This window comes from Fibrobacter sp. UWH5 (assembly GCF_900142505.1).
Taxonomy (GTDB): Bacteria; Fibrobacterota; Fibrobacteria; order Fibrobacterales; family Fibrobacteraceae; genus Fibrobacter.
The window spans coordinates 92,051-112,915 of record NZ_FRBB01000009.1; the positions used below are offsets into that span (position 1 = coordinate 92,051).

At 49.0% G+C, this 20,865-nt stretch carries 16 protein-coding genes and 2 pseudogenes; 13 read left to right on the forward strand and 5 right to left on the reverse strand.

Annotated features, from left to right (window positions below; all coding sequences use genetic code 11):
- Nucleotides 1-109 precede the first annotated feature (109 nt).
- Together BUB38_RS09245 and BUB38_RS09250 are read right to left on the reverse strand one after the other, a co-directional pair.
- Nucleotides 110-565, reverse strand: coding sequence for a hypothetical protein (locus BUB38_RS09245; protein WP_073159826.1), 456 nt, complete (start codon nt 563-565; stop codon nt 110-112).
- Nucleotides 566-648: 83 nt separating this feature from the next.
- Nucleotides 649-2,457, reverse strand: coding sequence for a collagen-like domain-containing protein (locus BUB38_RS09250; RefSeq protein ID WP_217650874.1), 1,809 nt, complete (start codon nt 2,455-2,457; stop codon nt 649-651).
- A 239-nt stretch (nt 2,458-2,696) separates the two neighbouring features.
- Here BUB38_RS09250 and BUB38_RS09255 point away from each other — a divergent pair, with 239 nt between their 5' ends.
- From BUB38_RS09255 to BUB38_RS09295, 9 genes are all read left to right on the forward strand, one after another.
- Nucleotides 2,697-4,130, forward strand: a complete 1,434-nt coding sequence (locus BUB38_RS09255) for a hypothetical protein (protein ID WP_175547667.1) — start codon at nt 2,697-2,699, stop codon at nt 4,128-4,130.
- A gap of 44 nt (nt 4,131-4,174) precedes the next feature.
- Nucleotides 4,175-5,992: a PEGA domain-containing protein gene (locus tag BUB38_RS09260; RefSeq protein WP_139258370.1), complete on the forward strand. Its 1,818-nt coding sequence runs from the start codon at nt 4,175-4,177 to the stop codon at nt 5,990-5,992.
- Between the two features lie 151 nt (nt 5,993-6,143).
- Complete coding sequence (locus BUB38_RS09265; RefSeq protein ID WP_073159834.1) at nt 6,144-7,238, forward strand: hypothetical protein; 1,095 nt, start codon at nt 6,144-6,146, stop codon at nt 7,236-7,238.
- An 8-nt stretch (nt 7,239-7,246) separates the two neighbouring features.
- Nucleotides 7,247-7,873, forward strand: a complete 627-nt coding sequence (locus BUB38_RS09270; protein WP_139258372.1) for a hypothetical protein — start codon at nt 7,247-7,249, stop codon at nt 7,871-7,873.
- An 88-nt stretch (nt 7,874-7,961) separates the two neighbouring features.
- Complete coding sequence (locus BUB38_RS09275) at nt 7,962-9,605, forward strand: glycosyl hydrolase family 8 (RefSeq protein ID WP_073159838.1); 1,644 nt, start codon at nt 7,962-7,964, stop codon at nt 9,603-9,605.
- Nucleotides 9,606-9,709: 104 nt separating this feature from the next.
- Nucleotides 9,710-10,276 carry a hypothetical protein gene (locus tag BUB38_RS09280; RefSeq protein ID WP_139258374.1) on the forward strand — a complete coding sequence of 189 codons (567 nt, stop codon included), beginning with the start codon at nt 9,710-9,712 and terminating at the stop codon, nt 10,274-10,276.
- Nucleotides 10,277-10,761: 485 nt separating this feature from the next.
- On the forward strand, nt 10,762-12,579 hold the full coding sequence (locus tag BUB38_RS09285; RefSeq protein ID WP_073159842.1) for a S8/S53 family peptidase: 1,818 nt from the start codon (nt 10,762-10,764) through the stop codon (nt 12,577-12,579).
- Between the two features lie 128 nt (nt 12,580-12,707).
- Nucleotides 12,708-14,612, forward strand: a complete 1,905-nt coding sequence (locus BUB38_RS09290; protein ID WP_073159844.1) for a hypothetical protein — start codon at nt 12,708-12,710, stop codon at nt 14,610-14,612.
- Nucleotides 14,613-14,614: 2 nt separating this feature from the next.
- Nucleotides 14,615-15,901, forward strand: a complete 1,287-nt coding sequence (locus BUB38_RS09295; RefSeq protein WP_139258377.1) for a hypothetical protein — start codon at nt 14,615-14,617, stop codon at nt 15,899-15,901.
- Between the two features lie 83 nt (nt 15,902-15,984).
- On the opposite strand, the gene BUB38_RS17005 is transcribed toward BUB38_RS09295, so the two are convergent.
- Both BUB38_RS17005 and BUB38_RS17010 read right to left on the reverse strand, forming a co-directional pair.
- Nucleotides 15,985-16,902: a TolB family protein gene (locus tag BUB38_RS17005; protein ID WP_371328337.1), complete on the reverse strand. Its 918-nt coding sequence runs from the start codon at nt 16,900-16,902 to the stop codon at nt 15,985-15,987.
- 300 nt (nt 16,903-17,202) lie between these two features.
- A pseudogene (locus BUB38_RS17010) lies at nt 17,203-17,940 on the reverse strand (Gfo/Idh/MocA family protein); the annotation flags it as partial.
- Between the two features lie 151 nt (nt 17,941-18,091).
- On the opposite strand from BUB38_RS17010, the gene BUB38_RS09305 reads away from it, so the two are divergent.
- The 4 genes from BUB38_RS09305 to BUB38_RS09320 all read left to right on the forward strand — a co-directional run bounded on the left by BUB38_RS09305 (nt 18,092) and on the right by BUB38_RS09320 (nt 20,586).
- Nucleotides 18,092-18,514, forward strand: coding sequence for a hypothetical protein (locus BUB38_RS09305; protein ID WP_139258380.1), 423 nt, complete (start codon nt 18,092-18,094; stop codon nt 18,512-18,514).
- Nucleotides 18,515-18,627: 113 nt separating this feature from the next.
- Entirely contained in the window at nt 18,628-19,029 is a 402-nt protein-coding gene (locus BUB38_RS09310) for a hypothetical protein (RefSeq protein WP_073159852.1), read from the forward strand.
- Nucleotides 19,030-19,168: 139 nt separating this feature from the next.
- A complete protein-coding gene (locus BUB38_RS09315; protein ID WP_254794923.1) occupies nt 19,169-20,233 on the forward strand; it encodes a GGDEF domain-containing protein in 1,065 nt (354 codons plus the stop codon).
- On the forward strand, nt 20,233-20,586 hold the full coding sequence (locus tag BUB38_RS09320; RefSeq protein WP_073159856.1) for a hypothetical protein: 354 nt from the start codon (nt 20,233-20,235) through the stop codon (nt 20,584-20,586). Before BUB38_RS09315 ends, BUB38_RS09320 begins: the two co-directional genes overlap by 1 nt.
- Nucleotides 20,587-20,627: 41 nt before the next feature.
- On the opposite strand, the pseudogene BUB38_RS16355 reads toward BUB38_RS09320, so the two are convergent.
- Nucleotides 20,628-20,865: pseudogene (locus BUB38_RS16355) on the reverse strand (hypothetical protein); the annotation flags it as partial.

Genomic DNA, 20,865 nt, shown 5'->3' on the forward strand with positions numbered 1-20,865 from the left:
TAATAACTATGTGAACGCACATTTTGAACGTCTAACGGTAAAATAAATGATAAGAGTGTTTTAGAACACTATAAAACACCTTTAAAAGGCGGGGGGGAGAAAAAATCCGTTAAAAATCGAAGGCCAGAATGGCCACCATCTCGTGGAGGGGGCTTTCTTCGCTGTCGTTTTTGATGGCGCCGGATTCAAAGGCAGTCCATGCATCGGGGGCCCAACCGTAGGCATTCATGGTCAGTTCCTTGCCCATGGCAATTTCGGCGTTCTCGATTTCTTGCCATTGGATTTTGCCTGCGGGGGCCTTGTAGTACCTGAGCATGCCCAGTGCTTCCATGGATTCGGGGTAGTCATCTACCAGCTGGTAAACGCAATCCTTGTAGGATTCGCCCTTCAGACGGATCACGCGGTATAGCCTTTTGCGGCCCAGGAATTTTGTCAGGTCCGCCTGATTTACCATCACCTTGGCGCTGCCTCCGAAAAAGAAGGCCAGCTCCCGAAATACTTCGGAAGATTCGTCCATAAGGGGCGAAAGTTTCTTGATGAGGGCTGTGGCGTCGTTGATGCTCATATCACAAGGATAGAAAAAATCCGCTCGCCGGATTTGAAATGCAGCGAGCGGACTTTGATTTGGAGGAGTAGACTTGTTTTGTATTAGTAATCGCAGTGGACTCTGAAAGAACCGGATTTCAAGATGAAGGCGATTGCGGAGCCGGATGCGTTCTCGTTGGAACTTGCGTTGAAGAATCTGCTGTAGTTTACGTTTCCGTAAAGGGTGTTGGAAATCGTGCTGTAGTTCACTTCTGCGGATGTCTTGCTCGTGACCCACATGCCTTCGCTTTCTTCGTTCTGGGCCCTGAATGTTACAAAGGAACGACCAACCTTGTTGCACATGTAGGTCAGGTAGTAAGTGCCGGGGCGGGTGAAGGTATATCCGGTCATGTTGTCCAGAATATAGCCGCAAGCCACTTCCTTTACCGTATTGTCGGAGTTCTTCAGGGTCACCCTCGTCTGACCTTCGTATTCGTAGGGGGCCAGGGCACTCATGCCGTCGGCAGAGGTGGATTCCACACCATCCCAGGTATAGCTGGTAATGGGGGCGTAGGACTGGCAACCGCTCAGTTTCCAGGCGCGATGGGTATCGGTGGTGTTTTCGGTATCTTCGGTACAGGCACAGTTTCTGATCTGGGATGCCTTTACCTCTACATAACCGCCGCATCTTTCGTAACCATTTCCGTTGATGGAAAGCTTGGAGTAGAACGTTCCGATGGTGTCGTAGAACACGTTGGCGGTTACAATACCGTCGTTGCCGGTAGCATCATAAGAGGCCATGGTGGCACCGGGGAACTTCCATTCGTAAACGGAATTGAGAATGTCTACGATAGAGGAAGTTTCGTTGGCGTCGAACTGGAACTTGACGGAATCTCCATGGTATATAGTTGTCATACAACCAACGCATCCAGGATAGTATGCTCCGCAGTATCCGCTTACGACTCCCGGTTCCACGCTGTAGCTGTAGGCGGGCTGGGGGTTCACCGTCACTTGGGCAGCGCTACTGGTGGGAGCCTTGGAACTGGAGGAAACATATACGATGACCGGTTCGTAGGTGATGCTGGTCTGGGTTCCGTTGGTGTAGTTGTTATAGATGGTGGCTTTGATCGTGCTGGTATCGGTACCGCAAACAACGGTAAGGGTGGAGTCCGAGGAATTCAGGATGCGACACCCAACGCCATCCGTTCCGTTGACTCCATCTTGGCCATCCCTGCCATCCTTACCGTCTTTACCGTCAACGCCATCCTTGCCATCTACGCCGTCGCGGCCGTTCAGACCGTCTTTACCGTCAACGCCATCCTTGCCGTCAACACCGTCACGGCCGTCTTTACCGTCGACGCCATCCTTACCATCTACGCCATTTGCGCCATCAAGGCCGTCGCGACCATTGTAGACCGCCACCACGGAGGTGTCGCAAATGACGTAGATGCCGGAGCCATCGGGAATAGGAGTGGTCTGGCAGGAGGTGCCGTCCTTACCGGCTTTGCCGTCCGCCCCATCTTTACCATCCTTCCCGTTCAGGATTACTCCGGACTTGTTGCCGCAAGTCACTGTGTAGCCGAGGTTGCTCTCGAGCTCCATCAGGTCGCAGCCCGCCAACTCCTGATTGCCGGTATTTGTTCCAGACGTATTCACCTGGCTGTTAGTCAACACTCCGACTAGGGTTCCATTGCAAATGACATGGATGCCGCTAGACACACTAACCATGGAACAGGTGGGAACGCTCTGGACATTGGTTGCGGTCGAGCCGGAGACTGTGCCCGATGCCGTAACGTTTGCCGTAATCTCGCCGTTGGCGTTAACTGCCTGTTCTGCGTTGATCAAGTCTTCGTTAGAACAGGCTGCAAGGAGCATGGCCGAAGGCAATGCTGCCATCAGCACTTTTCGTGATGTTAAAATTGGGAAAATCATGAAAGGCTCCCTGTCAAAAGTATGCTATGTAATATATGCTGACATAAAGCCCTTTATAATGGAAAAGTCCCAAAGCCCTATTCTCAAGTGGAACAGTAGCTGTAAAAAATGAAAGGTTTACTTGACGCCGCTCACACTCAAAACGATAATGCTTTTGAGGTGCGTGTATGTCTGAAAGCTTTCGTCGGTTTAAGTTCGGGTCAAAGAATCTCTATGGCGTCTGGAGACTTTTGAGGGGCGTGGGTATCGTACAAGGCTGTCTACCTGGAGAAGACATAATGAGCGTCGGTTTCTACAGCGAGGTTGTAGGACATCATACGAAGCGAAACATTGAACGCCTCGTAAGTCAACTGGTTGATTTTCGTCTAGGTATGGCGCACCTGTACAATATTCAACAAGAAATCAAGGGCGATTGGAATGGCTTTATGGAGTATCGCTTTTCGGAAAAGTGGAAGCGCAAGCGAACTGCAAGCTATGGGGACCTTCTCAAGGTCGTTGCCCCCCATGAACGAGGTCAGCGGTTTGTACGAGATTTTCCGGAATATGAACGCATCTCGTTTCTAGAATTTAACGATTCCTTTTTATCTCCGAGAATCCAGTCTTCTGATTATTGGGCGGAACATAAGGCGGGGCGAATTGACGGTTATACTTTGGGTGATTCAGAAACCTTTTCTGCCTATGGTATTTTCCATCGCTTGATGGAGACGGCTGCGTACCTGCCTAATTGCCCTATGGCAAAAATCTTGTACCCTAGGACCTATAGTTTCCTGTGTGGTCAGGAAATCAAGTCGACCAGTCGGTTTAGACTCAAGTTTGTAGCGACTTGTAACGACACCTCTCCGCGGGGCCTGCTAAAAATGGCCCGTCATTTTGTGGAACACTACTATGCAGATACTGGAGATTCCCGCATAAAAGTTGAACATGATTTAGATACGGTACAAGTGTCTGATGTCTGTTTCTATTCCTGTGATCCATATGAAGGAAAGCCTGCAGATGAAAATGACTTTTGGGGTGACTTTGTCAATTATTTTGAGTGGGATTACGATTCCGACGGTAATATTACCTTTGTTGAATTCGTCTGCTCTGTTGAAAGTCGTGGTTACCTGGTAGGTGGAACCGAACTTTCCAATGATTTAAGTCGATATAAAGGCGGGGTATATATGGACTTTTCGAGGGCGGATTTTTTTCAGTTTTTTCGCGACCTGTTTGAACATCCTCTTGAACTTTGTGTGAGTGACTGTTTCCTGATGACCGTTCCGACCCTAGAGGAATATAGGGATTTCAAGTACAAGCAGTACTTTGGTGACGTATGGTGTCTTGAAAATATGCTGAGATGTTTTTGTGATTTTGGGACAATAAATGAGTGGAATCTGCTTTCGCCCTTGCTTAAGATCATGCAGGCCGGTGCGCCTAAAAATTGCCACCTGAAAATTGATTATCGGGGATGGCATAGCCCCGGTGTTTTGAGTTCTCCTGGGGATTATGAGACGTTCTTTGAAACAGTGGATTCCTGGATCCATATTTTGCAATCTCTTTTGGATAATTGGGATCTTGTTCGCTCCCGCAAGGAACTTGCGAAAAAAATCACAGATGTGGTATCGCTAGATCCCTTGTTGTATACGGATTCCGACATCGAAGAGGTTGTAATATACGCTAACGGTCTGATTGAATAAAAAGTTTTTATTTTTTTTTGCAATCATCGTTATTGCGTATTATTATGAGTGCTCGTATAAAGTTTACTGTTCTCTTTTTGCTTTGCCTGGTGGTAAATTCCTTTGCAACCTATGTGGCTGTTCTGGAGACAATGTCTAGTACGGGTGCTCTTGGCCTGTCCGAAAGAATGTACCTGACCGATAAGCTCCGCGAAATTGCCAGTCGTACCTTGCCTGCCTATATGGATTACACCATCATGACTCGCGAGAACATCAACGCCATGCTGCCTCCGGGTAAGACGATTGAGGAATGTGAAGGTTCGTGCCTGGCTGAAACTGGCCGAAATATTGCCGCTGACTTTATTGCCCAGGGGCGTATCGGAATGTTCGGTCAGCAGTTGACCTTGACTGTGGAACTCTACGAAACCGCATCCAATAAACTGGTGGGGAGCTTTACCGCCCGTAAGCCCGATGCGGAGGGCCTCATCGAAGATATCGAAGAAAAGGCCCCAGAACTTTTTGAACTGGTGAAGGGCGGACCCGCAGGTGTGCCGGCTTCCAAAGCCGACGATTTTCGTAGCTATGTGGTGGATGTGCAAACGGATCCGGTTGGTGCCTTGCTCAGTGTAGATGGAAAGCCTCAGGGGTCCTGTAAGAATACTCCCTGTAACGTGTATTTGACTCCCGGACGTCATCGATTCCTTTTTGTTAGTGAAAATTATAAGGATCTGGATACGGTCGTCGATGTAAGGCAGGATAATCAGAAATTGTGGGCTTCTATGGAGGCTAACTTCGGCACGATTACGGTGGCTCCTGTGTTTACGGATAATTACGAGGCTGCAGGCCATTTACGGGTGACTGTAAATGGCAAGACTCAGAGCGGCTCCAAGTTTAGATTGGCTCCCGGCAATTACAAGATTGCAGTTTCTCATCGCTGTTACGAAACGCGTGAATCTACGGTGAACGTGTCTAACGGAAGTAAGCTGAAGTTTAGCAAGGCTCTAGATGTGGCCATGGCTGGTATTACTATCGAGTCTGCTGAAAATGGAAATTGGGATGATCCGGAGCCTGTGTACGTGAATGGGGTTCAAGTGGGTGTAACTCCTTATACGGGGCAGGTTCCCGTTTGCGCCAAGATCCAGATGGGCGTACGCAAGGAGACCATGGTTACTGACCTTAAACCGGGCCAGAAGAACCGCTATGTGTACAAACCCTCAAAATACTCGTCTGTTTACGGAAAAGAAGACTACCAGGCTTCTCACCTGGACGCACCGGTAAAGGCTTCGACCTTTGATGGATCGGGTATGCCCAAGGATACAATCGGTCGTGAAACCAAGTTGTTCTTTAACGTTTCTTTTGGTGGATTGCTTTATACAAGCAACGGAGAGGAGCGTTCTGACACGGATTTTAAATTTGGCTTAGGTTTTGAATATGACCTGGCCACCAGCCGCCGCTTTGTTTTTGGCCTCGGATTAGGCATGTCTTTTGAAACGCAGAATATTCAATACGATATCTACAATAGCAACAGCTCCTATTATGGCGACTACTATTATTATAGCGACTATGTTAGCTATAGTGATGATGTGCAACTGATAAACATTGATGCCTTCTGTGTGCTGGGCGTGGGTTGGGCAGGTTTTAAATTCTTTGCGAGGGCCGGCTTAAGCTTTAATGTAAGTATGGAATATGGAGGCATGTTGGATCTAGAGTCAGTCCCTGCGGTGGGCATGTTTGAATTGGGTTTCAGGTTTGCAAGGAACCATGAATTCTATGTGGGTGTTAGTGGAGGTATGCTTGAAGACACTGCCCAGAACCTTACTTCCGACAACAGCATATTTTTTGGCTACCGTTACGCTCCTACCGTGGGTAGAAAGGCCTTTTAGGCCGCAATCCATCCTTGGCTGAATTTGACAAAATGGTCCCGTGTACACGATATAATGGTGTATGCGGGATCTTTTTCACATTAATGATTATATCAGGTTGAATTCGTCTGACTTTAAGGGGGAAATTAAAAGGAGACGGATCAGTTTCAACATGCCCACTCGAAATGTGCGTTACTGGATGAATCGGGCCAAGACGCCTGAGGGCTTCCGTTTCCGTCGTCTTCTAGAAGGGGAATCCTTGCTGGTTGTGGACAACAAACTCATGGTGGAACTGCCTGAATCGCTGGCTCGCGAAGAAATTGTGGCCCAGATGGTGCAATCGATTTTTGGCGAGGGTTGTACCTTGCCGATTCCCAAGACTGTGGCAGGGAACATCAAGGTTTCGCTGAAAGTGGATTCTTCCAGCGTAAAGTGGGTGTTTAGCGGCCGCGTGGTGACCGTGACTTTTGATTCCTCGGTTTCGCTAAATCAGGCTGTTTCCAGATTGAACTCCGATGAACTGGATCGCGGCCTTAAGATTAGTTCCAATGAATTGTTCGAGGCGGGATCGTCTCCGCGGGTGCTGTACGAGGTGATTGTAAATCCGGATGGGATTGAATGTATTTGTACCAAATCCGGTTATTACATCATCACTAAGTCTACCGATGAAGCGATACTTCGTCGCAAGTTCTTTCTGATGTATGGTAGAAGGTGTTTTGGTTCCATGGAGGTACTCTACAATTACGCACAGTACTTTAAGTACGGCAAATCCACCACGGATCAAAGGGATGTTTTTGAAGGCCTGAAAAGACGCCAGACTGTGGGTTGGCTACAGAACAAAAATTACTATGAGGTAAAACAGCGGGTAAAGAGTGACCAGACATTGGGCGATATGTGCAGGTATGTCAAGTCCCTTGATGGAGCGCTAGCTCAGTGCCAGAAAGCTTTTGATTCGGGAGAATGCTATGGATCCGAAATGCGCTTTGCCACAACCCATGGCTATGTTGAAATTTCCTTAGAAAATAATCCTGATTTAAATGATCGGGATTACTTGCACGAAGGTCTAGAAACATTGCGCAAACGGGTTTCCCAGATGTTGAAATTTCTTGAAGAGGATCTGGCTCCCTCTGTACCGAAAGCAACACTTCTAGAGAATGCACTGCTGAATTACGCCTTTACGAAGGTGTGCGCCGATCCCTTCCTGTATACAGATTTCTCTGGGGATTATCAGGTGGATTACCATGAGTTTGCAGAAGGATTGATTTAGGGGTGATTATGAGGTTGTTCTGTGTTGTGATGCTCTGTGCCGCATGGGTCTGGGCGGAGGGGGCTGAAACCGTACGCGGGGTGGAATTCTCCGACTTGCTCAAGGAAATCGCCCTCCCTAAAAGTTGCCGCTGCACCGTACACGACGAACGCTTTTTGGCGGAGCCCGGCACCTTCGTGGACTGGGAAACCGACGGTGTGTCCGAGGTGCCTTCGAGCAGTATCGTTTCGGGGCTTGGAGGCCTTGGTCGCATAGGCTCGCTTTACATCCGCTTCGACGGAAAATCCATGACCAAGGTATTGCACAAGGTGGTGGAAGAAGTCCCCTGGGGGATCTCCTGGTCGGGAACTTTTCACCTTGTATACGGAATCTACCTGTCTGCGGCAGTATCTTCTAGGGATTACGTCAGCATCGTGAATTACATCGAAAAGAAAAAGTGGGGCAAGGTCATCAAGATTCCCGAAGTCTCGGGAGAAGAGTGCAACTCCACCTGGGTCGAGATCAGGATCCCCGGTTATAGGACCATGTGGATGAACGACCTTGAGGATTTTGGGAATAGTTGCGGGTCGGTACATCTAACCTTTGTATTCGAAAAGCCGGATGAGAGTCGCGCCTGCCGCCTGTTCGAGGGGTGATTTTCGTCTAGGGGTGTTGTAAAACTTTACAATCCTTTTTTCGCTAAAACCCTAAACACGTCCTTTTTTTGGGGTTATCATTAAGGGCATGAAAAAGAAATTGACCTCTCTCTCTCTTGGCCTGTTGCTGGGTGCCTCTGCAGCCTTTGCAGCAGAAACGATTTACACTGCTCCGTCTTTCTTCGATGAAAACGGTGGCTACTTCGGTCCCGACTGCGACCAGACCAACTATTCTGGCGCATACTACACCGGCGACTACACCAGCCCCTTCAAGACTTTCTTGGGCAAGACCGATGCTGAAATCCAGGAAAAGATGGATCAGCTTTGGAACCATTACTTCAAGGGCGACAACAACTCCAAGGTCTACTACGATAACGGCAACGAAGCCTACATCAAGGATATCAACAATAACGACGTCCGTTCCGAAGGCATGTCCTACGGTATGATGATCGCCGTTCAGACCAACCACAAGGAAGAATTCGACAAGCTCTGGAACTGGGCCAAGAATCACATGTGGCACAAGTCTGGCGACTGGGATGGCTACTTTGCATGGAAGCGTGGCGACAACGGCCAGGGCGGCGACGACAACTGCGCACCCGATGGCGAAATGTACTTCATGATGTCCTTGCTCTTCGCTGCAAACCGCTGGGGCGATAGCCAGTACATGGACGACGCCCAGTACATCTTGGACAAGATGTGGAGCAACTATAACCATCAGCTGTTCAACACCTCTTCCTATATCATTACCTTCCAGCCCACTAACGGTAACAATACCTGGTCCGACCCGTCTTACGACCTGCCGGCCTACGTAGACCTTTTCGCACGCTGGTCCAAGACTCATACTGACAAATGGACTGCCGCTACTAAGGCAACCCGCGATCACCTTTACAAGTCCTCCAACACCTCCTCCGGCTTGTTCTCTGACTACAATAACTTCGATGGTACTCCCCACGCCGTTAGCTTCAATAACGACGCTACCAGGTATATGTACGACGCCATGCGTTGCGCTATGAACTTCGGTATGGACTACTACCTGTTCGGTTCCGACGCAAAGCGCGAAGAAGAAATGGCAAAGCGCATTATCGATTTCTTCGAAAAGGACGGTTACCAGCACGCCCGTTTCAACTGGGATGGTTCCAATCCCTCTGAATCCTACACCCTGGGCGAAACCGGTGCCAACGCTGTTGCCGCCATGGCATTGGCCAACAATCCGTCTTACGAAAAGGCTATCAAGACCAACCTGGAAAAGGCTTGGAACGCAAGCTTGATGACCGGTCAGTACCGCTACTACGATGGTCTGGTTCACTACCTCTCCATGCTCCACCTGTCTGGCACTTTCAAGATTTGGAAGCCCAAGCCCACCGTGGAAAAGAAGACTGTTGAAGGTACCGAATACAATGGCGTTACCTATGACAAGGAAACCACCATCAACGCATTTGAAGGCTGCAAGCTTTACGAAGTCACCATTACCGGCAAGCAGAGCGCTCCTGTCGTCGACGCTGCCATTGCGATTACTTCTGTCAAGGCTATGAACGCCGCCCGCGTATGGTCTACCAATAGCGCCGTCGTTATCGAAAACGTTGCCGCAGGCACCAACTTCTCCGTGACCGACATGAACGGCCGAGTCATGATGAAGTCCAAGGTCAGCTCCGCTTCCCATGAAATCCCCATGAGCAACAAGGGGGCTTTCCTGGTGATGGTCGGTAACAAGACCTTCAAGGTAATCAAGTAAGTGTAGATCCGCCGACGCCCGCGCATCGGTACGACATTTGCATGGCCTCCCTTTTACGGGGAGGCTTTTTTCATTCTATATTTGGATCATCTGGTTTGTGTCTTATGAGTGATATGGTAAAGACCGGGATCCTGGCTGTTGAGGACCCTTATTACATTGAGAAGAATATTGTTCCTATGAACGACAGGGGTATTTTGCGCCCGCTGCCATTGACTGAAGATGATGCTCCGTTCCTCAAACCTTTTGTAAAAAAAGAACGCTTTGACAGGTACGTTTCTTTTTTGTTTGACTGCGGAAATGTGAGCGGCAGACTTGTTTTAGAAAAGAGGGACTATAGTCACCTGCTTACTGCATTTTCTGTAAAGTTCTTCCCCAGAGATGAACAATATACCGATGATGATTTGTACAGGACCTGCAATTTGCTTTCTCAAAAATTGCATGCCTATGTGCAGGTCAAACTTTCTACCAAGAAGTTGCTCAGTTTTACCAAGGGTGTGGAATTGAAGTCCAAGACTCCGAAAAAGCAGGATTTTACGTTCCACAAGTTATATGAACACGCTGCCAGATCTGCTGAAGAACCTCTACAGAAATTTGTGGATGGACAGTTCGATTATTGGCTCGCCTGCGCCGAAAACGAGGCGGCAGAGACCGCTGCTGTATTTGACGTGTAATTGAGACTTCTAAAGTCTGTCGTTCGTTACCTGAATAGAACTTTTGCATAAAAGTATTTGACAAGTCAGCATCAAGATCCGATAACTGTTATGAAAGTGTAACAGAGAAAAGGCGCCGAGATGCTGTTTAACTTTAAAATGCCTGTGCTGTTCATCTACTATTTTGGTATGGCCTGTTTTGGGTACGAAGGTGTTTTGGTTCTGTTGCGTTATAAGTAGTTTTTCTTTGAAATTCTTCCTTTTCGTCTGAACTTGACTAGTGACTATTCAGTGTTGCTTATTACGTCCTTGAGTTTCTTGGTCTTGCATTTTATTTTTTTTGTTCGAAAATTGAAAAAACGTGAGTGATGTGCGTTTTTACGTGATTTTTATCATGCGATTTTTCCTGAGACAATATTTTATTCTTGTAGGCCTTTGAATAAAAGAATCTCTATCTAAATTTTGTTCACATTTTCACAATGCGTAGGGTTACAAAGAGGAAAACAATGAAAAAACTTACTGCCGTTCTGGCTGTAGGTGTAGTTGCCGCTAGTGCCTACGCTTCTGCAGAAAATACAGTCACCCTTAAGCGAGATGTTCTCGGTCGTGCCATTGGCGCAGATCAGAAGCAGCCCGTCCTTCTCAAGAACGCTACCGTTCAGAAGACTGCCGAACCCCTGGCAGCAACTTCTACAAGCAAAGTATACTCTTCCATGAAGGATGTGTACAAGGACAATCCGTTCAACGATGATAGCGACAATATCGAAACCGTCTATGGCGCATTTGTTTCTAAGGGTATGCTTGCTCGTCCGGGTTATAGCGAACAGTATTACCTGTACGATAAGGGTAATGCCGTGAGCAAGAAGTCTTACGAATCTGACGTAAATTCCATCGAACAGCGTTACCGTTCTTACTATCGTAATTACGTGGCTCCCAAGGTTGCTATTCCTAGCTCCTTTACCCTGTATCCTCCTGCTCCGACCTATAGTGTTCGTGCCTCTAATACTGCTCCGTACGGCAGCGAGTATTATGGTTACCATTATGGTTATTACCTTAATATTGAACATGCTCACGCAAATACCGGTGTCGGACTATACGCTCACAATAATGCCGCCTATGGTTATAATGCAAATGTTTTTGCTTTTGACAAGGGCAATACTTATAGCGGTCTTCAGAATAAGATGAATGGTTATACTTGCTCTAAATCCTCTTCTCACGATGCTGAAACTAGGATTAGGACCACTCGTCGTGCCGGAACGGTTTCTCATGTCGCTCCCGAAGCACTTGTCTACGTTTATGATGAAGGTTGCTACGAAGATCAGAAGAGATTTGCAGTTCTTCCCGAAAATCCAGAAAACAAGAATCTTGCTGTTGGTCTTATGAATGCATCTGCTTATAAGAATAACACTGGAAATCTTAATATCTATGGTGAAGAGTCCGCTATTCTGGATGACTACATCTACTACAACCGTGTGGTAGGCGTTGCTCCGATGGAAATGGCAAATAATAATGCTGCCGCCTTGAATGCGATTACGGTTGGTGCAATCAAACCTATGCAAAAAAAGGTGTTTTACCCATCGATTTCCAATCCGACGTTCTCTGCTTCGGGTACCAATTTTATCAAGCCTGAAATTTCTGGTTACGGATATTTGTACATAGATCAAGACAAGACCTATGATATTTATTCGGGCAATACTAATCTTAGCGTTGGTGATCCGTATGTTCCGACTGCTTATGGATCTGAAGTTGCTGCTGCTTATACCGCAGGCCTGGTTTCTGACTTGATTTCCTTGAATTCCTTCTATAGGTGGCATCCGGAAGTGGTTAAGGCTCTGTTGCTGACTACTGCCACTGACGCTTCCGACGCTGATATAATTAAGTATGCCTACGAAAAGGATTGTCGTGTTTCCGACCATGCTGGTGACATTGGCATGGGTCTCCCCCAGTTCGATGAAATGATTACCAACAACCGTTCCCGTTACTGGATGGGTAAGAACTCCAGCCACTTCAGCAACTCCAACACTATCGAATTTACCGAATCTGGTATCACTAAGGGCAGACGTTATCGTATTGCTATCGCCTGGCTCATGCGCGGTGATAACATGATCAGCAGGAACACTGTTCATCAGGATATTGACCTCAAGGTCATTACCAAGGATGAAATGGGTAATCGTGTGGAATATAAAAGCGAATCTAGCATGAATGGCTATGAAATGGTTGACTTCGAGGCTAAGTCTTCCGATGACATCCAGATCGTCATTAAGCGTTACCGCAACGACGGTGGCCGCGTGCTTCTCGGTTATAACCTCCATGAATCCTGGTAATTTGGCTTTACTCCTTAGCTAAAAAAGAAAAATCGTTCGACTTTCGGGTTGAACGATTTTTTTGCTTACAAATGTGCTATATTCCTGTTCGATATCTTTTGGGTAGTCGTTAAATAGGAGGATTTCCCATGAAGTTTGTGAAGTCTGCAGCGATTGCTGCATGCGGCCTTGCCATGTTTGGTTTGGCTGGTGTTTTTACAGGATGCTCTGATTCCGATTCCAGTTCCGACGCAGTTGCCGCTGGCTCTAGCGACGTGCAGAGCTTTGATGTTGCTAGCTGTAACTCTGACATTGATGCGGGTTCGGTCTATGCACTGGAACAAAACAAGGAAGGCCTGGTTGAATATTTCAAGGCTCTGAGCGATGGTGATTTGCAGGGGGCCCAGCAGAAGGGTGCCTCTGTCAAGAGTTCCTACGGCAACATTCTTGCAGGCAATCCTGCAAACTGTGAAGCCCAGGTGGGTTACGCCCTTGCCTCTATCGCCAACATTGTCAATAACGATGGCTTGAAGGCCTTGATCGATACCTTGAGGGGCAATGGTACCATCGAGACTGGCGACAATTATAGCCTCTACAAGATTTCTAGTGAACAGACTGCTCAGGTGGTGGTGGGTTCCCGCGCCCTGGCTAAGGAAGCCTCTGGCAAGTCCGTAATCGTGCGCGTGCAGGATGCCATCGGCGAAAACCTGCTGCCTGTAACGGATACCGCCATTACCTACCTGACCAACGTGGTTCGCAATGGTAACGTGACGATTCAGTATAACGGTGGCAGCCGCCCCGTGGAACTTGACAATGGTGAATTCGCCCCGGCCCTCGGCGCCCTCTACTTGATGCGAGCCTTGTTGGTTGGCGTGGCCAGTGTCAATGTGGACATTACCGAAAACGGATCCTTCCGTTGGATTGAGACCCTGGATTCCATGGACATCTCCAACTACAAGACCAATCCCGGTGTCAAGAAGTTGCTGAGCCTTATGGATGCAGACAACAGCTTTGGAACCATCAAGGATAACTGGGCCGAAGCTTATGGAGCGATCCCCAATATGCTGGATAGCGCCATTACCTATGTGCAGCTTGGCTTGCAGTATGGCATTAACGAAGCCGCCAACGGTCTTGCCACCCAGATGAATGATGTCTATGTGGTGGGCAATGACGAAGATGCCGATGTCAGCGTGTCTGACTTGCAGATGGTTATTGATTCCTTAAACTTCTTCAAGAAAGCTCTCCATGGCGACATGGAATTCAAACTGGGCGAACGCAGCATTGTCGTGAACCTGGGCAAGTTCTTCAAGATTACCAACTTCAAGAAGTATCTGCCTTACTACAAGATTGTGGATCCGGCTGACTGGTACAAGGATCTTCCTGGCAGCTTCTGGGAAGAAGGCTTGGATGGAAATTCCTTTGGTGCCTCTGAATTGGAATTTATGGCTGAAAACAATGTTGCCTCTACTTCTGGCCCGATCGATAATCGTTCCGCTTATATTGTGGACAAGAAATATTACTTTGACGATGAAGCTGCCGATGGCCTTATGGTTATGGTCTATGGCTATTTAGGGTCTTACACCTATGCTGATGCCGCCTATGATGTGGTGGCAAACGGCTGCGACGTAACCCTCAGCCTGATGGATTACTACGTGCCCTCTTACTACGAGATGAAGGACAGCCTGATCCTGAAAAAGTACGCATATACCATCAGTCCGGAATTCTGCAAGGTGGAAGACGGCGTGGTCAAGTTCTTGAAGACTCGTGGAAGTACGCGGCCCAATATGTTCTACTTTACCGATGCCAAGGGAAACAAGACTGCTTCTGTGATTGAACTGGACAATTTCGACTCCGTAGAAGAACTGAAGCAGGTAATCATCTTCCCCGATGTAACTTTTGGCGGTGTGTTCCCCAAGATGACCACGGATGAATTGTGGGACTGGGTCGGAGCATTCATGGAAGACGATGATTACGACGATGATGATTACTACTATGACTATTATCAGAGCGGCTATGATGAATCCTACGGTTACGACTACGATTACGACTATTAATCGTGAGTAAGATTCTCGCCATTTGCCTAATGGCCGTAAGCCTCGCCTGCAGTGCAGAAATTGCCTGCAGCGGGCTTTTTTTGTCTAACCGGGATTCGGTACATGTTGGATCCCATACCTTTTTTGGCGGCATTGACTATCTTCAGCTGGAATTTCAGTGGATAGAAGGTTGGGATTTGGATGTCAGGTGGAATACCGCAAACTTTATGGCCGGGTTCCAGAGCGAGTTCGACCATGTGCTGCTGGGAGCCAGTTTCAAGGGGATTTCCCTTGGGGTGGGCCGTATGGTCTGGACCCCGGAAGAGGGGACGGGACTGCCTGTAATTGATGCGGGCTGGGAATCGTCCCTGTTGCAGAAGGACGCATGGGCCGAAGTCGAATTCGGCGGATATCGTCTGAGAGGTTCCCTGGGGAACGTCAGCAGCAGTCCGGTGAACCGCGACGAAGAATACTACATCAGGGATTCCCTTGGCGTCTGGATTCTGGGCGCTGGGTTCGGCCTCGATCGGCTCGGTGCGGAGTTGAACTACACTTACGTCTCCGCAGATTTGTTCATGCAGGGAATTCGCTCCCAGGACGGTAATCGCAAAAGGTTCCTGTATTTGCCATTCTCGGGTTCATTCCATCTGATTGATTTCGGGATTGACATAGGCCCCGTAAATGTTTCCGCCGCTGCTGCCCGCATGGAATTACATCTGACCAACTCGGGCAGCCGCTTCTACGAATCTCTGGCCCCTAACCGCGCCCTGCCCAATTCCGTACTGCAGGTGCTTTCGTTCAGCTTCTTGCAGAAGAATTTCAGAGAAACCGCTGACATGGAAATCTCTGCCGTCATGGTGGGTGCCGCTTACCGCAAACCTTTCGGGCTCGGTTCCGCAGGAGGTACCCGCAGCCTTGCGCTGGAGCCTGTCGTTTCGGCGGATTTCTTTTACGCCGACGGTTCTATCGATGGCAAGCAAGTTGAAGAGACGACGGTACTTTTTGCTACAGCCTCCAAAGAAACGGCGTTCGGTCGCGAGGCCAGCTGTTTTGGAACTTTTGTCGGATTGGGCCTGAATCTTAAATGGTGGCGTCTGGCTCTTTCGCTACACGCTCGTCAGATTGTGCCCCTCTACATTGACGTGCAGAAGACCGCAGATGGCATGAACTCAGTAGAAGGCGGAGAAATTTCAGATCCTTCCGCAGGAGGAACTTCCGGCGGACCGTCCATTATCTCTGATGACAGCCGTGCCATTGCCCGCTTCGGAAACGGAATGTTCGTGACGGCGTCCCTTACATTCTCTATCTGATTGCCGTAGCGGTTTCTGAATGCAGAACTTCGTCAACCATCAGTCTGAAATTGAATGGTGAATTGTCACCACTAGCCAGAAAATTAGCGGCCTTTTTCGTAAACGACGAAAGCGAAGTGCTTGCTGTCGGGAGCCCAGGAATTCACGTTGATGGTTCCCTGCCCGCCAAAGAGTTTCAGGATAGTCTTGGGAGTGTCTAGGGTTCCGTTCTCGGATTTGTTGGCGCTCATCAGTCGCAGTTCCACCATCTTGTTAGGCACGTGTTCGCCGGGGCGAACATCAGTCTCGTGGTAGGCCACCATGACGATCTTCTGCAGATCTGGCGAGATGTGGGGGAACCATGTATTCCGATGTTCATCGAAAGTTAGCTGTTCCTGTTCCGAGCCATCCACCTTCATACGCCAGGCTTGCATGCGGCCAGTGCGCACGGAATTGAAGTAGATGTATTCGCCCTTGCAATCGTATTCGGGACCGTCGTTAAGGCCTCGGGCGGTTGTGAGCTGGGTTTCGTTTCCGCCTTCGGCAGGAATGGTGTAAATGTCGTATTCGCCGTTTCGTTCGGCACAGTAGGCCAGGTGCTTTCCGTCGGGGGTGATGCCGTGGAGGTAGCTGGGGGCCAGGGGAGTCACCAACTGCGGCATACGTCCGTCAAAGAAAATCTTGTAGATACGGGAAAGTCCGTCTTCCTTGGTGTGGTGGCTGACATAGAGGCCGCTACCATCGGGATCCAGCACATGATCGTTGTTGCAGTTGTTTACGTAGTAGCTGGGAACTTCTTCGATTTTGCCGGCGGCGAGGTTGCCGTCGCTATCGCGGATCAAGTCCATCTTGTAGATTCGTCCGTTGCTGTTGTAAGTCAGGTAAGTTCCGTCGGCACTCCAGTTGGGGGCCTCGATGACAAAGTCGAATCTTTTCAGCGAGGTGATGCGGCTGGTTTCAATGTCGAATACCTGCAGTATGGACTTGTCGCCATTGCGGTTCCAGGTGTCGCCCGGCGAAATTTCAAAGGGGTAGCTGACACCGAATCGTTCCCTCAGGGAATCCATCAGCTCCATCATTTCCATGGTCTTGTTCAGGGGCATTTCCGCGCATTCTCCCGCTTCGATGTCCTGAACAAGCAAACCTGCGTTTGTGTCATCCTGAGCAAGCGAAGCGCGTCGAAGGATCTGGCTGCATGCGAGGACTTCATATTCATAGCAATTGCAGAGGCATTTCGGTTTCACGCTTTCTACCAAGGCACCGGTGGCGTCATAAACCTGCAACTCTTCCATGTTGTTCAGGTTCACCACGCGGATACGGCCCTGGGTTCCGTAGATGGTTCCTTCGTTATGCCACGGTTCCGTAATGGATGTTTTCAGGTAGGCCTTCTTGCCGCTTCTGTAGGTAATGTTGATCCAGTCGGTGGCATCCACACCGGTGTCTGTCTTGATACAGCGGGCATCCAGATTAGCGATGGGTCCGCCCAGGAACAGGTCGGCGAAGGTCAGGCTGTAAATACCCAGGTCCAGCAATGCGCCGCCTGCAAGGGCGGGGTTCACCAGGCGTTCCACATGAGTTAGGGGCTGCGAGAAATCGGCCTCGACGCTTTGCACTTCACCGATGCGTCCTGCGGCAATCCACTGACGCACTGTCTGCACGGCTGGCAGGAATCGGGTCCACATGGCTTCGCAAAGGAAAACGCCCTTGTCGCGTGCCAGGGCGATGATTTCGGTGGCCTGCTTGGCGTTGGCACAGAATGCCTTTTCTATCAGCAGGTTCTTGCCGGCGTTGATGCACAGCTTGGCCTGTTCATAATGGTGGGAGTGGGGCGTGGCGATGTAGACCAAATCCACATCCTTGTCATTGACCAGTTCCTGATAGCTTCCATAAAATTTGTGGGCCCCGTGCTGGGAGGCGAAGGCCTGGGCCTTTTCCTTGTCCCTGGCGGCTACGGCGTAAAGTTCTACGCCCATGCCCTTGTTTTCTAAAGTCTTTACGGCCTTTGCCATCAAATCGGCGATATAGCCGCACCCAAGAATCCCAAATTTCATGTTTTCCATGTACAGAAATATACTTCGGCCCGGGGGCGGTCGGGTGGGTGGCGGTAGCAAAAACTGTTTACTTCTGTAAAAAGGGCTGTAGACAAAAAAAATCGCCTTTTTTCTAAAAAATTACAACTGACCGGCCCGATTTTTATGTAGTTTATTCGTTATGAACTGGCTTAGGCAAAATATCTTGATGCTTTTGGTAAACGCGATTTTTGCGTTGTTCCTGAGCGTTAATGTCGGTGCCTATGTTTCAGATAAAGATGTGGGGACGTCACAGGAAGTACTGCAAACCGGTATGGTCCATCAAGACGGAGCCGCTGCGATCCTTGACGCACAGGATGACACTCGAGGATTGCTTCCCCGCACTTCGATCAGGGGCGAACTTCTCAAGAGGCTAAGCTCCCGCAAACTTCAGGGTGGCCTTGGCAGACGAGCCCTGCTCAAGATTGCAGGCCCCTGGAGCGATTTGCTGCATGGTGCAGTTACGTCGGATGCAATCCATTTGCAGCAGGGGATTCCTCCTACCCGAACCTCTAACGTTTCTAAGGATTACTTTGTGTACACCTTAGAACGTATGCTCTGTTAATCTTTCTTTCTCAAAAAAAATTAGACGTTCATCGCGGTCACTAACCGCGGTTTTCGCGCTTGCCTTCCCGAGCGAGCGAACCCCCTTTTATCCACTCAAAAAAGAGAAAGAAAATGGAATTTATAAACAACATGGAACTGGCTTGTGGCCTGTTCAAGAATTCTCATATCCAGGTCAAGAAGGCTTTCTTCGGCCTAAAGAAAAACGTCATTTACACCCTGACCAACTCCATCGTGAAGGGCTCGTATATGGAATACGATTTTACCAACGGCAAGAAGGTGGCCATGCTCCTGGAAACGCCTTGGGAGTCCCTGGAGGCAGTCCTTGGCAAGGTGGGGCGGCCCGTTCCCGCCGACAACGGGATGTTCTGTCTTTCGATGTGCTACTCCCAGGATCGCAAGTTTGCCGCCATGCAACTTTGCCGGTATGTGAGTTTCGATTACGTTCCCACATGCGACATCCGTTTTGCGGAAGGCGACGAGGCTGAAATCCTCCTGCGGCCCTTTGTAAAGTAGATCGTTGCGGTTTAAAGCGGCCTAGAGTGTGGGGCGGCTGAAAAAGATTGGCCGCCCCTTTCGGTTTGTATTTATATTAATGTCAATGACCCCTCAATCTGTAAGAGTCTTATTTTTCTGTATTTTCATTTTGCTGCTGGTGCTGCAAAGTGCCTATGTGCCTATCCGCCATAGCGGCGTCCGGGCTCTGTTTGTACGTAGCGTGCTGGTGGCCATCACTTCCTGTCTTCTCTATATCGGGACCTATCCAGGCTTCTTTGGTGCTGATGGAATTTTTCTGACCCGGGCTTTCAATGGACTTTATTTTGCGGTGACGGCCTTGCTGCCCTGGATGTGGCTTGTCTACATGGTGAGACGCGTGTTCATTAAGCCAAGTCTTAGCACCTGGATTCGTATTTTGATTTCCTTGCCGGTGGCGTTCTTCGCGGTGGCTAGCATTCTCTCTATTTGGAATGGCTGGGTCTTTTATGTGGATGCGGCCGATGGCTATATGCGCGGTCCCTTGTACTTGCCTTACGTGGCTATTCTTGGCGTTTACCTGCTTGTTCCCATGTTTGGCTGCCTGAGCAGGGCATTCAATAAGCGCTTCTATGTAGACCGATCCATGTATCTTTCCCTGTCGTCCTTCGGCTTTTTTACCATTGTGGGCATGACGTTGGAAGTGTTCTTTCCGGATCTTCCCAGTTCTGCCATGGGCATGGCGCTGACCTTGTTGACCAACCATCTGTCGGATCAGCGTGGGCAGGTTTCTGCGGATCCCTTGACCAAGCTGAATAACAGGAACCAGTTTAACATTTATCTGGATCGTCTTATCCAGAATCCGCCTGTCGAAGGCAAGGCTTACTTGTTCGTGCTGGACATGGACAAGTTCAAGCATATCAACGATGACTTTGGCCACATGAAGGGTGACGAGGCCTTGCTCATTGTTTCCAATGTCCTCAAGAAAGTCTGTGGTCCGAAGGGGCATTTTATTTCCCGTTTTGGCGGCGACGAGTTTGTGGTGGTGGCCAAGTACAATGGCGAGCAGGAGTGCGATGGCCTTGTGCAGGAAATCAAGGATGCGCTGACGGCGGAGTCCGCTAACTTTGTTTGTCCCCTGTCCGTAAGCATCGGCTATGATGCGGTCAAGGAATCTGGCGAGACCATTCCCGATCTATTTGATCGTGCCGACAAAAAACTTTATAGAATCAAGAAGTCTCGCTAATGCAAATTTCAAACAACAAAACCTTACTAGGCCTTAAGGAATCGATTTTCTCCAATACGACGAAATCAGATGTTGATTGCGTCGAGCTGAAATTGAATTCCGAAGACGGCGATAAGATCAAGGAACTGCTGGAACTGCCTGACGAGACCATCTGTGAAATGGCTTCAAAGATGGATTGCCTGTCATCTGCAGAAGATGGAACGTATGAACTTTCCGTCTGCTATTCTCAGGACCGCAAGTTCGCTGCCCTGCAACTTGCAAAGTACATGGCCTTTAAATATAGGCCCGTGACAGGCGTCCGTTTCGTTGAAAATGAAACGGCAGAATCTCTCCTGAAGATTCTGCTGAAGTAAAGCTAAATCTGAAATTTAGCGCAGCCTTTTTTTATTTGAAATTATAGCAAGCCGTGCTGCCTGAGAATCTCGGCGTATGCGTCTCGTTCCTTGGCGTTTTTGTCGGCTTGGGCTTTCACTGCTTCTAGCTCCTGTTTGTTCGCGGCTAGTTCTTGCCTGTTGGCTTCGATGGCCTGCTTTTGTTCTGCGATTTCCTCTTCCTGCTGTTTGATCAGCTCTTCGGTGTACTTGCGGGTAGAAATCGCGTCCAGTCTACGACGCTCCTCCATTTCCTTGCGG